The sequence below is a fragment of the Ferrimonas senticii DSM 18821 genome (assembly GCF_000422665.1).
Taxonomy (GTDB): domain Bacteria; phylum Pseudomonadota; class Gammaproteobacteria; order Enterobacterales; family Shewanellaceae; genus Ferrimonas; species Ferrimonas senticii.
In genome coordinates this window covers 1-14487 of sequence record NZ_KE383898.1, presented here as the reverse complement: position 1 = coordinate 14487, position 14487 = coordinate 1, and the positions used below count along the sequence as shown (strand labels likewise).

The window sequence follows — 14487 nt, the reverse complement described above, 5'->3', positions numbered from 1 at the left end:
GATTTGGTAAACTGAGAGACTTAGTTTGCCAGAAAATCCCCGCAATCATGTCACATTCCGATCCCTATCAGGATGCGGTCGCCTTAAAAGGGCTGACCCTAGGTCAACAGACCCAATACCAAGACCACTACAACCCACAGTTGCTGCAACCGGTGCCGCGCTCACTCAACCGTGATGCCATCGATCTCACCGACTCGCTACCGTTTACTGGCGCCGACTTATGGACTGGTTTTGAACTCTCCTGGCTGAACGCCAAAGGCAAGCCGATGGTAGCCGTGGTGCATTTTGTGATTGATGCCAACAGCAGCAACTTGGTCGAGTCCAAGTCGTTCAAGCTGTATCTGAACAGCTTTAACCAAACCAAGGTCGATTCTGTCGATGCCCTTAAGCAGATGCTGGAGCGTGACTTAAGCGCCTGCGCCGATGGCCAGGTGCAGGTGCAGATCACCCTGCCTGCGGATTTTGCCGCCGAGCCGGTTGTGGAACTGGCTGGTGAGTTAATTGACGATCTGGATATCGAAATCAGTAACTACGAGTTTAATCCCGATTACCTGCAAAACGCCGCCAGCGATGAGGTAGTAACCGAGACCCTGCGCTCCAACCTGCTGAAATCAAACTGCCTGATCACGTCCCAGCCAGATTGGGGCAGCGTCCAAATTCGTTATCAAGGGCCAAAGATCGACCGTGAGGCGCTGCTGCGTTATCTGATCAGCTTCCGCCAACATAACGAATTTCACGAACAATGCGTCGAGCGGATCTTTACTGACATTCAGCGCTACTGTGGTTGCCAGCAGTTGACCGTGTACGCCCGTTACACCCGTCGCGGCGGCTTAGACATCAACCCGTTTCGCAGTAACTTTGAAGCCGTCCCAACTAACAATCACCGCTTGGCACGCCAGTAACGCTTAGCGGCAATTCATGTTGCGACAGCCGATTATGAACCGCGTTGAAAGTAAGGAAGTAGGTTTCACGGCCAAACACTTCCAATCCGGATAACACCCCTTTATCGACCAACAACTGCAAGCTGTTGGGCAGCGGTTCATCCAACAACAGTTGACGACTGTACAGCGCCCCCAAGCGCACCAAATCAAGGTAACTGGGGGTGCTGGTTTGGTAACTCAAGTCAGCCCAATAGCGCGCCACCACCACCAACTCTTCTGGAAAACGCCACTGCTGCAACACCGCCTGCCCTAGCGGCGCCCCCAATTGCTTGATGATCTGCTCTAATTGCTGACCATCGCGAAATAGGTGCGGATGTTTCTCGGCCTGATCCACCAATGGCAATACGCCGATATTGTGGATCTGACAGGCCAACAACAGGGTTTCCGCCGACAGATTGATCAGCCTTCCCTGCTCATGCTCACAGGCCAACACCGCCAATGCGCAACTGGCCACTTCAATGTTGCTGCGGCGCAGCTGTTCCAGTTTGTCCCAAATCATGCTCTGTTCAGAATAAAACAGCTGATGCATCGCAGCGGCGGCGGCTAAGTCGCGGGTCCGCTCCAACCCTAAGCGGGTCACCGCAAACTGCACGCTGTTGGCTTTGAGCTCGCCACCAAAACCTTCAGAATTGGCCATGCTGATAAGGGTGGTCGCCAACCCTGGATCTTTACTGATCTCTTCCACCAACTGTTCGGCGCTGCAATCGTCCCGTTGACTTAAGTCTCGCACCGCCATCGCCACCTCTGGCAAACTCGGCAGCACAATACGGCCACGATTGATCTTATTTACTAATTGCACCAACAACGCACGTTCAACGGCCATGGGTTCCGATCCTTGATTCCCGACGACATTAAGCAAACCGCTTGGAGTAACAGCCGCCACTAAACAACCGCTGGCTCCAGACCGTATAAATTTAGTACCGATCTGCATGGCCGACGCGACTGACTACATTTGCAACAGGCACAGCCGCCCGCTAGAATGCCCGCCGCACTGAAAGCCCCCTGAGGACACCCATGTTTAAACCTGAACTTCTCTCTCCCGCTGGCACCTTGAAAAACATGCGCTACGCCTTTGCCTATGGCGCTGACGCGGTGTATGCGGGCCAACCGCGTTACAGCCTTCGAGTGAGAAACAACGACTTCAACCTCGACAATCTGGCCACCGGCATCGAAGAAGCCCACGCCCAGAACAAGAAGTTGTATGTGGTGTCCAACATCGCTCCGCACAACGCGAAGCTGAAAACCTTCCTGCGTGATCTGGAGCCGGTGATCGAGATGGGCCCAGACGCGCTGATCATGTCCGATCCGGGCCTGATCATGATGGTTAAAGACAAGTGGCCAGATCAGGCACTACACCTGTCAGTTCAAGCCAACGCCATCAACTGGGCCACGGTGAAGTTCTGGCAGCGTCAGGGTATCGAGCGCACCATTTTGTCCCGCGAACTGTCGCTGGATGAGATTGAAGAGATCCGCATGCAGTGCCCAGAGATGGAACTGGAAGTGTTTGTTCACGGCGCCCTGTGCATGGCCTACTCTGGCCGTTGTCTGCTGTCCGGCTACATCAACAAGCGCGATCCAAACCAAGGCACCTGCACCAACGCGTGCCGTTGGAAGTACGACGTTCATCAAGCCAAAGAGAACGAAGCCGGTGACATCGTCGCAGTGCAGCCAGCCGAGCCAGCACTAGGCCTAGGTCAGCCAAGCAACGACGTGGTACTGCTGCAAGAAGCCAACCGCCCAGGCGAATACATGCCGGCGTTTGAAGATGAGCACGGCACCTACATCATGAACTCAAAGGATCTGCGCGCGATTCAGCACGTTGAACGTTTGACCAAGATGGGCGTGCACTCGCTGAAGATCGAAGGCCGTACTAAGAGCTTCTACTACGTGGCTCGTACCGCCCAGCTGTACCGCAAAGCGATCGACGACGCGGTTGCTGGCCGCCCGTTCGATGCCAGCCTGATGCACGGTCTGGAATCCTTGGCCCACCGTGGTTACACCGAAGGCTTCCTGCGCCGTCACACCCACGACGCGTACCAAAACTACGACTACGGCTACTCCATCAGTGACAAGCAACAGTTTGTTGGCGAGTTCACCGGTGAGCGTAACGCCCAAGGTATGGCAGAAGTATTGGTGAAGAACCGCTTTGAAGTAGGCGACAGCGTTGAGCTGATGACCCCACAGGGCAACCTTAACCTGAAACTGGGCCACATCGAAAACCGCAAAGGCCAAGGCATTGAAGTGGCTCCAGGTAACGGTCACACCGTGTACCTGCCAGTTGCCGAAGAGCTGCAACTGGATAAAGCGATCCTGATGCGCAACTTCGAAGATGGCCAAACCACTCGTAACCCAGTCAGCGCTTAAGCTATTGATAATGCTAAACAACAGCGCCAGCCCTTGGGCTGGCGCTGTTGTTTATGCCTATCATTTAAAATGGCACAACATATTAAAATTAAGCATCGTCATCTTCTCAGTACCTCGAAATGCTACTGAACAACGGTCATCAAGCCGATAATATTGCACCCGCCTTAAAATCAACTCATTTATTGCGGTCTTACTCTTTAATAAAAGGGTGCTGTCGTTCTCGCGAACGAATGCTAACTCTAATATTTGGTTATTCTCTTGAACGTAATCTTCTCCCAAAACAGTATGCACAACCTCGTAAACAAGGTTATTTTGCCGCTGTGTTAAGTACGTGGTCCAACTGAAATTTTCATACTCTATCGATCCTGCATACAATCCAACAAGTCGAGATGACACATAAAAAATCAACAGATTCACCACGATGAAGGAAACCACTAGATGACTAAACACCACATGTAAGTGCCGCCTGCTCTTTATCATAATCACAAACTACATCTCCAACCATTAGCGACTTCACTTCCCCCTTGTTGCCTCTCTCAATGTAGGGGTATGGCACCGCCTGCAACACCTCCTGATAGGCCTTTTTGCTGCTATATGCATGATACAGCCGATACAAGTTCGCAAGAGTCAGAACAAGTAAAGCTAGTATTAGCAATTGCTTTAGAAGACTTACCGATAATTCGAACTTAATTTTCTCATCCGGTGCGCTATCGATAAGCGCTTTCACATCCACCTCTTCAAAGCTCAGGGTGTAGCCTTCTCCCGGATGGTTTACGATGATCGACTTGTCATCATCAGCAAGTGCACATCGAGTACGATTAATCAACTGTGGCAAACTTTCCGGCGACATTTTGCGCCCTTGCCACACCTCAGAAGCGAGTAACTCATTCCTAATTGGGTTAGGACAGGCGCTCAAAAGGCATTTTAATAATACTTGCTGTTTATTGGTCAATTTCCCAACTTCAATACCATTAGGAAAAGAGCGATTAAAACTTGAATACAAAATTCCAGTTATCGGATCCCAATAAACCCCCCCTAGTAAATAAATCTTTTGCGTTTGCATTATACCCTCTTGTTAAATAAGAGTAATTCAAAAGCGGGCGCTAATTATACAGCCTCAAAACAAAAGGTCAAACCAGTTGACCCAAAATGCAATTTGTAGATTTTCCTGAGTAAACTTGCCTACCCACAAATAAGTACTCAATCGATGTCTTATTTGAAATACATAAAAAAGGCTCCTTTCGGAGCCTAAAAAATAATCGTACGCTCAATTAAAATGAATACTGAATACCTGCACCGCCAGAAACGTCTGAAGTGCCACCAGTGGTTACATTAAAGGTCGCAGACATCGATAAATTTTTGGTGAAGCTATGCGCCACACCAACAGCTACCGCTTCTGATGCACCAGCAAAACCAACACCAGCACCGATAGCGGTTTGACCAACGTAGCTAAGCTGTGGACGAGCGTTAGCGACAGCATGCATACCTGCAGCCAAGCCATCTACGCGCTCATCGATCTTATCCATTTCACGCTGCAGATTTTCGATTGCCATGGCGTTACTGAAAATAGCTTCATCTTGTGCCGCGTTAACTTTCGCTTGATCGCCTTTGTAAGCATCAAGTGCTGCGGCATTAGCATCCGCTTTATCGTGAGCACCTTGAATAGCATCACCAAAGCCCTCACCTGCGCTTGGATTTTCCAGTTCAGGTACCTCAGCATCAGGATCATAAGCAGTATCTCCGCCATTTCCTTCTGATGGATTGGTGAAATCTGGCACCTGTTCTTCTGATGGATTATTGAAATCAGGTAACGATGGTTGACCTCCTGGATGAGGGCGGTCACCAGCATCATATTCAGGAGTACCTTCTGGACGTCCGTCAAACAGTTCCTTCTGTTCTTCAAAATACGCGTTGTTAAACTGCTCATTCCAACCGGAAGCTTCGGCATGGATCTTATCAAAGTTGTTCCCTGCACCAGTTACCTTAACAACCGGAGCACCAACGGTATTATTAATGACCATGTCATCTTTAATAGCGTGATGAGAATGCTCTTTACCGGACGCATCATATACAATCACCTTACCTTTGATTGGTGAAGCAACTGCGGTCCAACCTTCAGGCAATGTGACTTCAATCGCGTTTGCCAAAGAGGCAAAACCCATCATCGAACATAAAATTACTAATTTTTTAAGTTTCAACATATAGAATCAAACACAAATGTAATCACCCACAAATCTAGGCTACTTAAAACGCTTAGATAGGTGACTAACAAGATAAAAAACCTTGCTTTTTCAAGGCATATCTAAAGCAAGAGTATATATCTACAAACTTACTTGGGAAGAAGTTCAATAGAAAACTCAGCCATGCTATACATGTCATCGGAATTTGATAACTTAAATCAAAATTAAATAATTAGACTAACAACAAAGGTAAGTTACATCTGCTTTATCACACCTAGAAAAAACTACCCCAAAGAGGCCCGACGCGAGCAATAAGTGACTGTTTTAAAAGAAATATAACTATTTGTAAGCCCACCTAAATACGAGATTTGACAAGCGATTTAGGTGACACCTACAAATTTCAAAGTTAATAAGATTGTTAAAAAAATAAATCATAATTAAAGAGATCCATTACTACTGCTTTGCCTGACAGATACCCACAAACTTAAATTACTTGCGTTTATCCGATCGACTTTTCGTCCCCACCCCTCACAAAAAATAAACAATCGAATTGTCAATTCAATTAATTGGCGAAAATTCACCCGCCTTGTTATAGTTTTACTTTAGTTAACTTCAGTTTCTAGTCAAAAATTGTAGGAGCCTGTGATTAGTCGCGCCCACCACTGACCATCAACATAACAACCAATTCTGGTACTCCTATCGCTTGGCCACAGAATGCGGGTATAATCGAGATATCACTTAGCAATAATCCCTGATGCGACATAAACATAACACATTGATGTTGTGGAAATTTTTGTAGAGAACTCGTTTTAAATGGCCCTATATATTCTCGACAGCTGCATTAACTGCGACATGTGCGAACCGGAATGCCCTAACCAAGCGATCAGCATGGGCGAAGAGATCTATGAGATCGATCCAAATCGCTGCACCGAATGCGTTGGCCACTACGACAAGCCAACTTGCGTGAGCGTCTGCCCTATCGACTGCATCGATCCGGATCCAGAGCACAACGAAGATCATGACACCCTAATGGCCAAGTTCCTGATCTTGACCGGCAAAGCCTAAGTCCGAAACCAAGGCCTTCGCCAAACTAAAACGCCGCTGACATCAGCGGCGTTTTGCTATCCATCTTAAAGCGCCAAACGCTTGCGCAGTTCGCTTGGTAGCGGCAACCGTGGCTTATTAACCAACAACTCGGTCAATGACGCCAGTTGCGATTTAAAGGCAAACGGCAACGGGTGCCGACCTAATAGCCCTTTAAGCTCTAACGCCAAAGCGGTATTGCCCTCCATCGCTAACTGGCGGCGAAAAAACAGCGCATCGCCATCCTCTAGCCCAAAAGCGAACTCGGCCATCGCCTTCGGGTGGCCACTAAAACGGGCATCAACTGGCCCTTGCGGCCACAGCAACTTTAGTTTGCCCGCCTGCAGCGACAGCCCCAGATCCCACGGCAGCGGCCGAATATTAAGGGCAATCACCTTGCCCGCTAAAAAGTCCAATTCACCATCGGCCATCGGCTTAGCAAAATGCTGTTGTAACAGTGGTAACAGCGTTAACTGCAATGGCAGTAATGGCGGCCGGATGTTCATCGACGTTCTCCTAATGATGCGTTCCGCCACCAGACTAACCATTTAGTCATGCTAAAGAACTGCGCTAGCGCAAAGTAATGTGCTTACCGGATTGATATCTTTAGCTAACAACTTGGCAATATTGTAACAACAGCATGGAACTGCTAGCGCCAGTGGGCACCTTGGCAAGCCTCGCCCCCACCCTCGCCGCCGGAGCCGACGCCGTCTATGTTGGCCTTAAGGACGACACCAACGCCCGCCGCTTTGCCGGCATCAACTTTAACCGCGATGAATTAGCCCAAGCCGCTACGCTGTGCCATCAGCAAGGCAAAAAGCTGTATGTGGCGATCAACACCTACCCCAGCGCTGGCAATGAATCACGCTGGCACAGTGCCATCGATATGGCCGCCGATGTCGGCGTCGATGCGGTGATCATGGCCGACGTAGGCCTACTGGATTACGCCCAACAGCATCACCCCGCTCTGGAACGTCACCTATCGGTGCAAGCCAGCTCCGCCAGCGTGCTGAGCCTGACGCTGTATCAACAACACTTTGGCATCACCCGAGCCGTGTTACCACGGGTGCTATCGATGGCACAGATTGAACGGATCGGCGCCGATTCCCCGGTCGAACTGGAAGTGTTCGCCAGTGGTAGCCTATGCGTGATGGCCGAGGGCCGTTGCCAACTGTCCACCTGGTTTAGTGGCCAAAGCCCCAACAGTGGCGGTGCCTGTTCCCCGGCTGAACGAGTAACTTGGAAAGAAACCCCGCAAGGCCGCGAAGCGTGGCTTGGCGAGTTCCTATTAGATCGCACCGACAACGCCCACGCCGGTGGCTACCCGACCGTTTGCAAAGGCCGTTATCAGATCGCAGGCAAAGCCCAGCACGCTATTTGCAGCCCCTGCGGTTTATCAACCCTGCCGTTGGTCGCCCAGCTTAAAAATGCCGGGGTCACCGCGGTCAAATTGGAAGGCCGGCAGCGCAGCGGCGCTTACAGTCAGCGGATCACTCAGGTATGGCGCCAAGCGTTAGATACGCTGGCGGTACAAGGTCAACAATTCCGTTTGGATCCAGCTTGGCAGCGGCAGCTGCAACTGCAAGCGGAAGGGCAAACCCTGACCTGCGGGCCATACATGGAGGGCTGGCAATGAAACTGTCTCTGGCATTTAACTGCTGGCCACAACCGCGCCAACAACAACTGGCGCAGCTGGAACAGCTGAAAACCCTGCCGGTACAACGGATCTATTTGGGCGAAACCGTCTGCAGCCAACGTGACCGTTTAAGTCCAAGAGAGCTGGCGGAGTTTGCCGAGGTACTGGCCGCCGATAACAAGCAGTTGGTGATCTCCAGCCTTAACCTCATCGCCTCAGACCGAGATATTCGCTTGCTGGAGCGGATCTGCGCGTTGCCCAACATCACCATCGAAGCCAACGACATGGCAGCGGTCGCCGCTGCCCATCAGGCCGGGCTGCCGTTTGTCGCTGGTAGCAGCCTTAATATCTATAACGCTGCTAGCATCAAATGGCTATTAAGCTTGGGAATGGTCGGCTATCAGCCACCGCTGGAGATCACCCACGATAGCCTGCAAACCTTGATGGACGACTGCCAGCAGCTTGGGCTACGGCAGCAGTTCGAGCTGGAACTGCTCGGTTGGGGCTACCCTACCTTGGCAGTGTCGGCCCGTTGTACCAGCGCCCGAGTACACGGGCGCAATCGCAAACTCTGTCAAAAGATCTGCCAAAGCCAAGGGGCAGAGTTAGCACACTCACTGGATGGACAACCGATGTTTGCGGTTAACGGCACCCAGATCCAAGCCGCCAGTCCGGTCGACCTACTGCCCTACCTTAACCAATTAACCGATCTTGGCGTCGATTGGCTGCGGATTTTGCCACAGTCACTGGCCGCGCTTGACTGGTTAACCGAACTGGCCGAAGCCATCGAACGGCAACAACCGCAATTTAACGCCCCAGAAGCGGGTCGAGCACCGCTATGGCGCCGTGCCAACATCGGCGCCGAGTTATGCGCTGATTAAAACCGTTGAGGCAACAAAACCAAAGCGGTCGTTTCCCGAAAGAAACGACCGCTTTTTTGAATTCCGTTGCTAGTTGTCAGCCCGCTCAATCACGCTTAAAGCAAACAGCAGCCAGATCCCAACAAACAGCAGCATCAACCAGCCTTCAAACGCCGGCCACCACAAGTTGGGACGATCGGCACCGAACAAGCCAAAGGCGTAGCGATCCATCAACAGCAGATCGCGTTCCTCTTTGCAAAACGCGCTCAACCCCAAGCCACCGGCAATCATCGCTGGGATCAACCCTAATCGTGACGGCGGATGACGCCACAACGCGGTGCAATACAACACGCCACAGATAAAGGTCATCAGGTAGAAAAACAGCATGGCATCGATATGCAGTCGGCCGACGTTCACTGGAAACAAGCCCACCGCCGTAATCGACAACGCCAACACGATGTTGCACAGGTACATCGCCGCTTGAAAGCCAACGCCGCTGACCAGCCATAGCCGCGTGACAAAGGCGACCACCAGCGACAAACCGCCAAAGAACAGCCCACCGTTCACCAGCAGCGCCAGTTGCGATACCTCGTAGCGCCCTAACTCAGACAGAGTGTGAGTCAAGAAACTGAACGACTCGCCCGCATCACCACGGTAAGCCACCGCAGCCAGCAGCGGTGACAAGGTCAGCAACATCACCCCGAACAAGCCAACACGGTTAGAGATCCGCAGCAGCACAGGGTTTCCATAGCTTATCGACATAAGGTCTTTTCTAACTAACAAAGGGCGCAAGCGCCCTTGATGATCCGATTCAATGGTCGTCGCCAAGGACTGCTCCCTAGCGGCGACCACATCGCTGCGACGGCACTAGCTGCGAGTGTGGTAATCGCCTAAGCCAAGCCACTTATAGGTAGTTAACGCGGTCAGCCCCATCGGCCCACGGGCGTGCAGCTTCTGAGTCGATACCGCCACTTCCGCGCCCAAGCCAAACTCGGAGCCATCGGTAAAGCGGGTCGACGCGTTAACGTACACCGCGGCAGAGTTGATCGCCGCGATAAAGCGGTTAGCGGTGGCCATGTCATCGGTCAGGATACTTTCCGAATGCTCACTGGAATGGGCACGAATGTGGTCAATCGCACCATTCACATCCGCCACTACCTTAACGCCTAAGGTCAGCCCCAACCACTCTTGGTCAAAGTCGTCAGCGCCAGCCGCCTGTGCCCCTGGCAACAGCGGTAGGGCTTGCGGACAGGCTTTGATGGTAACGCTATGCTCAACCATCGCCGCCTGAACCAGTGGCAACACCTGCTCGGCGACCTCTGCGTGCACCAGTAAGGTGTCCAGCGCATTACATACTGTTGGGCGCTGTACTTTGGCGTTGACCACCAGCTCGACCACTTTGTCCAGCTGCGCGGCTTTGTCAACAAACATATGACAGATGCCGATACCGCCGGTGATCACTGGCATCCGCGCTTGTTCCTTACACAGCTGATGCAAACCAGCACCGCCACGAGGGATCAGCATATCGACGTATTGATCCAGCTGCAGCAGCGCGGTCACCAAGGCGCGATCCGGTGAGTCGATCAACTGCACCGCTTCGATTGGCAGATTTTGGCTTAGCAGCGCCGCGTGAATCGATTTCAGCAAGGCGCGGTTGGAGTGCAACGTCTCTTTGCCACCACGCAAAATCGCGGCATTGCCGGTCTTCAGCGCCAGCACCGCAATATCAACGGTGACATTCGGTCGCGCTTCATAGATCACTCCCAGCACACCCAACGGAATGCGCCGACGAGACAAACGCAAACCGTTGGCTAACAAGCGGCTTTCCAGTTCTTCACCAACCGGATCCGGCAGCCCAATCACGGTATCGATGTCGGCGCAGATGGCCGCCAACCGCTGTTCATTCAGCAGCAAGCGATCAAGCATTGCTGGTGCCAACCCTTGGGCATTGGCCTCAGCCATATCGATGGCGTTGGCGGCAATGATGCTGTACTGATCGTTCAGTAGCTGATCACGGATCGCCGCCAGCAGCGCGTCTTTTTGACGACGGCCTAGGCCAAGTAGCGAAAAACTGGCTTCGCGGGCCGCTTGGCCCATTGCCAATAATGGATTGTCGGTCATAGCACCACCATGTCATTTCGGTGAATGGCTACCGGGCCGTAAGAGAAGCCCAGTAGTGGTTCGATATCGCGGGAGTGTTGCCCCTGCAGACGGCGTAAGTCGTTGCTGCCATAACGGGCAATACCGCGAGCCACCGCTTGGCCATTGGCATCATGCAGCAACACCGTATCGCCGCGGCTAAAGTCACCAGAGACCGCCGTGATCCCTTTGGCCAGCAGACTGGAACCTTTGTCGCACAGAGCACTGACCGCACCACCGTCCAACTGCAGAATGCCGCTTGGCGGCGGTCCCGCCAGAATCCAGCGTTTGCGCTCATCCAGCCCTTGAGCTTTGGCGATAAAGCGAGTGCCAATGGCCTCACCGGCCACCAGTTGCTCAATCACCCCTTCACGGTGACCGGCAGCAATCACCACCTCGACGCCAGCGCGCATCGCCACGTTGGCCGCTTGCAGCTTGGTGGCCATACCGCCAGTACCCAAATTGGTACCGCTGCCACCCGCCAATGCTCGCAGTTCGTCATTGATCAGCTCAACCTGTTCAATCAGTTGTGCATCGGGATTGGTACGAGGGTCAGCGTTGTACAAGCCTTGCTGATCGGTCAACAACAGCAACAGATCCGCTTGCGCTAGCAGTGCCGCCAGCGCCGACAAATTGTCATTATCGCCAACCTTGATTTCGCTGGTAGCCACCGCGTCGTTCTCGTTGATCACCGGAATGATCCGATGTTCCAGCAGCGCCTGCATGGTATCGCGGGCATTGAGGTAACGTTCGCGATCATCCAGATCGGCGCGGGTTAGTAGCATCTGGCCGACATGCAGACCATACAGTTCAAACAGTTGTTCCCAAACGCGGATCAACTGTCCCTGTCCGACTGCCGCCAGTAGCTGTTTGCTGGAGATGGAGTTGGGCAGTTCGGGGTAGCCAAGGTGTTCACGGCCGGCGGCAACGGCGCCAGAGGTAACCACAATGATCTCGTGACCAGCGCGATGCAGACGTGCCATCTGCCGCACCAGTTCCACCATATGAGCGCGATCGAGGCGCGGGCTGCCAGAGGTAAGAACGCTGGTGCCTAGCTTAACCACCACACGTTTTGGGGATTGCTTCATCTTCTACAAACAAGCTTTAAAAACAGTCTGACCGTTATACCGCAAGCGGCGTGAATGCACAGCTACCGCTGAGTAAATTTCACTATCAGTGCCGCAAAAAACAGCAGCTACGATTGCCAGCGCTTATAAAACAGCGCGCCCCGAGTAAAACTCGGGGCGCGCACGCTAACGGTGTGAAACCTTGACGATTTAGCTAAAGGCAAACTTAGCGATAAACAGCAGCGCCAGAATCGCCACCGCAGGGCTCACGTCTTTGGCTTTGCCAGACAGCACCTTGATCGCCGCGTAGCTGATAAAGCCAATGGAGATACCATGAGCAATAGAGAAGGTCAGTGGCATCATAATGGTGGTAATAACCACCGGCGCCGCTTCGGTGATGTCATCCCACTCCACTTGCTGCAGACCAGATAGCATCAGGATACAGACGTACAGCAGCGCACCAGTGGTGGCGTACGCCGGGACCATGCCCGCCAACGGCGAGATAAACAAACAGGCGATAAACAGCAGGCCAACGGTCACCGCAGTCAGACCGGTACGACCGCCCGCGGCCACACCAGCAGTGGACTCCACAAAAGAGGTAGTGGTGGAGGTACCCAAACAAGCACCAGCGATAGTAGCGGTAGAGTCGGCCAACATCGCCCGATCGGCGCGTGGCAGCTTGCCCTCTTTATCCAGCATGTTGCCGCGCTGAGCAACGGCTACCAAGGTGCCGGAGGTGTCAAACAGATCAACAAACAGGAAGGCGAAAATCACCGACAGCATGCCCACTTCAAACACGCTGGAGAAATCCAGTGCCATAAAGGTTGGGGCAACCGATGGTGGTGCTGAGAAGATCCCTGCGTATTGCACGTCACCGAAGATCAGACCCAGTAAGGTGGTCACCAAAATCGACAGCATTACCGCCGCTTTGAAACCAAACTTCACCAGCGCAATCACCGCCGCGAAGCTGACTGCCGCCATGATTACAGAGAAACTGGTTACATCACCGATGCCAACCAAAGTGGCTGGGTTATCAACGATAACCCCAGCGTTCTTCAGACCAATCAGCGCCAGGAACAGACCGATACCACCAGCGATGCCGGTACGCAGTGCGGTTGGGATGGCGTTCATCAACCATTCGCGCACCTTCAGCAGCGACAGAATCATAAACAGCACCCCAGAGCAGAATACTGCCGCCAGCGCGGTTTCCCAGCTGTGGCCCATGTCCAGTACCACTGCGTAGGTGAAGAAGGCGTTCAAGCCCATCCCTGGTGCCAAAGCGATAGGGTAGTTGGCGATAAAGCCCATCATCAAACAACCGATGGCCGCCGCGATACAGGTAGCAACAAACACCGCCCCGTGATCCATACCAGCGTCAGCCAGCATCGCGGGATTGACGAAGATGATGTACGCCATGGTGAGGAAGGTGGTACAACCGGCGATCACTTCTTGACGAGCGGTAGTGCGGTTTTCAGAGAGCTTAAACAGCTTTTCTAGCATCTTGCGGCCTACTTTCTGGTTCGAAAGAATAAAAATATTCGACGCTATTTCAGTGAGATAACAGCATCAGCAGAATTTCGGCGGGATTATAAGAGGTTTTACCTCGGCCATTGTTCGTATTAGCGAACGCTTTGTGAGGCATTAAGGCAAATGCGCAAACGTTAGCAATGCGCAAAAAAAAGCTGTGTCGTAGCTAAGTGTTGCAGCGCCGTGAGTCGGATACAGCCCGTTGGCGCAACCCTCACCGATGAATTGTATTGGTTTGCACACTCGGTAACAGTGATTCAGAGTGCTCTCGCCGACTTGTTGACGCCGAGTGAAACCGCAAACGCAGCGGCAAGCCGAGGGCAGGATGCCCGAGAGGCTCGCGAAGGCAGGGATGCCGCCTCGAGCCGATGCTGCCGCGAAGTGCGGTGGGAACGAGGGGCTTTCGTCAACCTTAGAGGCGCAGTGGATTCCAAAGGGCACAGCCCTTGGCCGCCGGAGGCAAAGGTAAGAGAGTTATCAGTGATTAGTTCGCAGTCGATAGTAAGAGCGCGAGCGTCGCTGGCAGTAGCGAATGCCGAAGATAGCCAATATGTCAGCATTTCATAGCCATTAGCCTCCGGCGGGAAAGGGTTCCACCCTTTTCAATCCCTAATGCCTCCAACACGGCGACACCCCTTCACTCCTTGTGCTGCTCCTTTCGGCACTGCGCGGATTCATCGTCCCTGATTT

At 52.7% G+C, this 14487-nt stretch carries 13 protein-coding genes; 5 read left to right on the top strand and 8 right to left on the bottom strand.

The window, feature by feature from the left end; translation table 11 throughout:
• Nucleotides 1-44: 44 nt before the first annotated feature.
• Nucleotides 45-902, top strand: a complete 858-nt coding sequence (gene queF, locus G506_RS0113260) for an NADPH-dependent 7-cyano-7-deazaguanine reductase QueF (protein ID WP_240473434.1) — start codon at nucleotides 45-47, stop codon at nucleotides 900-902.
• Here the strand turns inward: queF and G506_RS0113255 are convergent.
• The gene (locus G506_RS0113255; RefSeq protein WP_028117272.1) at nucleotides 874-1764 is read right to left on the bottom strand and encodes an HDOD domain-containing protein; all 891 of its coding nucleotides are present in this window, start codon (nucleotides 1762-1764) and stop codon (nucleotides 874-876) included. The genes queF and G506_RS0113255 overlap by 29 nt on opposite strands.
• Nucleotides 1765-1955: 191 nt before the next feature.
• Here G506_RS0113255 and trhP point away from each other — a divergent pair, with 191 nt between their 5' ends.
• Entirely contained in the window at nucleotides 1956-3305 is a 1350-nt protein-coding gene (gene trhP / locus G506_RS0113250) for a prephenate-dependent tRNA uridine(34) hydroxylase TrhP (protein WP_028117271.1), read from the top strand.
• Between the two features lie 442 nt (nucleotides 3306-3747).
• On the opposite strand, the gene G506_RS19750 is transcribed toward trhP, so the two are convergent.
• Together G506_RS19750 and G506_RS20495 are read right to left on the bottom strand one after the other, a co-directional pair.
• Nucleotides 3748-4368, bottom strand: a complete 621-nt coding sequence (locus G506_RS19750; RefSeq protein WP_051202126.1) for a winged helix-turn-helix domain-containing protein — start codon at nucleotides 4366-4368, stop codon at nucleotides 3748-3750.
• A 208-nt stretch (nucleotides 4369-4576) separates the two neighbouring features.
• Entirely contained in the window at nucleotides 4577-5506 is a 930-nt protein-coding gene (locus tag G506_RS20495; protein WP_051202125.1) for a YadA C-terminal domain-containing protein, read from the bottom strand.
• A gap of 792 nt (nucleotides 5507-6298) precedes the next feature.
• On the opposite strand from G506_RS20495, the gene G506_RS0113230 reads away from it, so the two are divergent.
• Complete coding sequence (locus tag G506_RS0113230; RefSeq protein WP_028117269.1) at nucleotides 6299-6550, top strand: YfhL family 4Fe-4S dicluster ferredoxin; 252 nt, start codon at nucleotides 6299-6301, stop codon at nucleotides 6548-6550.
• A gap of 65 nt (nucleotides 6551-6615) precedes the next feature.
• Here G506_RS0113230 and ubiT read toward each other — a convergent pair whose 3' ends face one another.
• Nucleotides 6616-7074 carry a ubiquinone anaerobic biosynthesis accessory factor UbiT gene (ubiT, locus tag G506_RS19740; protein ID WP_028117268.1) on the bottom strand — a complete coding sequence of 153 codons (459 nt, stop codon included), beginning with the start codon at nucleotides 7072-7074 and terminating at the stop codon, nucleotides 6616-6618.
• A gap of 134 nt (nucleotides 7075-7208) precedes the next feature.
• Here ubiT and ubiU point away from each other — a divergent pair, with 134 nt between their 5' ends.
• Complete coding sequence (gene ubiU / locus G506_RS0113220; RefSeq protein ID WP_028117267.1) at nucleotides 7209-8204, top strand: ubiquinone anaerobic biosynthesis protein UbiU; 996 nt, start codon at nucleotides 7209-7211, stop codon at nucleotides 8202-8204.
• A complete protein-coding gene (locus tag G506_RS0113215) occupies nucleotides 8201-9085 on the top strand; it encodes a U32 family peptidase (RefSeq protein ID WP_028117266.1) in 885 nt (294 codons plus the stop codon). Before ubiU ends, G506_RS0113215 begins: the two co-directional genes overlap by 4 nt.
• Before the next feature lie 69 nt (nucleotides 9086-9154).
• Here G506_RS0113215 and G506_RS20490 read toward each other — a convergent pair whose 3' ends face one another.
• The 4 genes from G506_RS20490 to G506_RS0113195 all read right to left on the bottom strand — a co-directional run bounded on the left by G506_RS20490 (nucleotide 9155) and on the right by G506_RS0113195 (nucleotide 13770).
• On the bottom strand, nucleotides 9155-9826 hold the full coding sequence (locus tag G506_RS20490) for a DUF998 domain-containing protein (RefSeq protein ID WP_156904904.1): 672 nt from the start codon (nucleotides 9824-9826) through the stop codon (nucleotides 9155-9157).
• A gap of 105 nt (nucleotides 9827-9931) precedes the next feature.
• Nucleotides 9932-11185 carry a glutamate-5-semialdehyde dehydrogenase gene (locus tag G506_RS0113205; RefSeq protein ID WP_028117265.1) on the bottom strand — a complete coding sequence of 418 codons (1254 nt, stop codon included), beginning with the start codon at nucleotides 11183-11185 and terminating at the stop codon, nucleotides 9932-9934.
• The gene (gene proB / locus G506_RS0113200) at nucleotides 11182-12291 is read right to left on the bottom strand and encodes a glutamate 5-kinase (RefSeq protein WP_028117264.1); all 1110 of its coding nucleotides are present in this window, start codon (nucleotides 12289-12291) and stop codon (nucleotides 11182-11184) included. Before proB ends, G506_RS0113205 begins: the two co-directional genes overlap by 4 nt.
• Before the next feature lie 189 nt (nucleotides 12292-12480).
• Nucleotides 12481-13770: an NCS2 family permease gene (locus G506_RS0113195; RefSeq protein ID WP_028117263.1), complete on the bottom strand. Its 1290-nt coding sequence runs from the start codon at nucleotides 13768-13770 to the stop codon at nucleotides 12481-12483.
• Nucleotides 13771-14487 lie beyond the last annotated feature (717 nt).

What these genes read in the sequence shown, in the direction of transcription:
- G506_RS0113230 (WP_028117269.1), top strand. Translation starts at nt 6,299, where the DNA reads ATGGCCCTATATATTCTCGACAGCTGCATTAACTGCGACATGTGCGAA.
- G506_RS0113215 (WP_028117266.1), top strand. Translation starts at nt 8,201, where the DNA reads ATGAAACTGTCTCTGGCATTTAACTGCTGGCCACAACCGCGCCAACAA.
- proB (WP_028117264.1), bottom strand. Translation starts at nt 12,291, where the DNA reads ATGAAGCAATCCCCAAAACGTGTGGTGGTTAAGCTAGGCACCAGCGTT.
- ubiT (WP_028117268.1), bottom strand. Translation starts at nt 7,074, where the DNA reads ATGAACATCCGGCCGCCATTACTGCCATTGCAGTTAACGCTGTTACCA.
- ubiU (WP_028117267.1), top strand. Translation starts at nt 7,209, where the DNA reads ATGGAACTGCTAGCGCCAGTGGGCACCTTGGCAAGCCTCGCCCCCACC.
- G506_RS19750 (WP_051202126.1), bottom strand. Translation starts at nt 4,368, where the DNA reads ATGCAAACGCAAAAGATTTATTTACTAGGGGGGGTTTATTGGGATCCG.
- trhP (WP_028117271.1), top strand. Translation starts at nt 1,956, where the DNA reads ATGTTTAAACCTGAACTTCTCTCTCCCGCTGGCACCTTGAAAAACATG.
- G506_RS0113205 (WP_028117265.1), bottom strand. Translation starts at nt 11,185, where the DNA reads ATGACCGACAATCCATTATTGGCAATGGGCCAAGCGGCCCGCGAAGCC.
- G506_RS0113255 (WP_028117272.1), bottom strand. Translation starts at nt 1,764, where the DNA reads ATGGCCGTTGAACGTGCGTTGTTGGTGCAATTAGTAAATAAGATCAAT.
- G506_RS0113195 (WP_028117263.1), bottom strand. Translation starts at nt 13,770, where the DNA reads ATGCTAGAAAAGCTGTTTAAGCTCTCTGAAAACCGCACTACCGCTCGT.
- G506_RS20495 (WP_051202125.1), bottom strand. Translation starts at nt 5,506, where the DNA reads ATGTTGAAACTTAAAAAATTAGTAATTTTATGTTCGATGATGGGTTTT.
- G506_RS20490 (WP_156904904.1), bottom strand. Translation starts at nt 9,826, where the DNA reads ATGTCGATAAGCTATGGAAACCCTGTGCTGCTGCGGATCTCTAACCGT.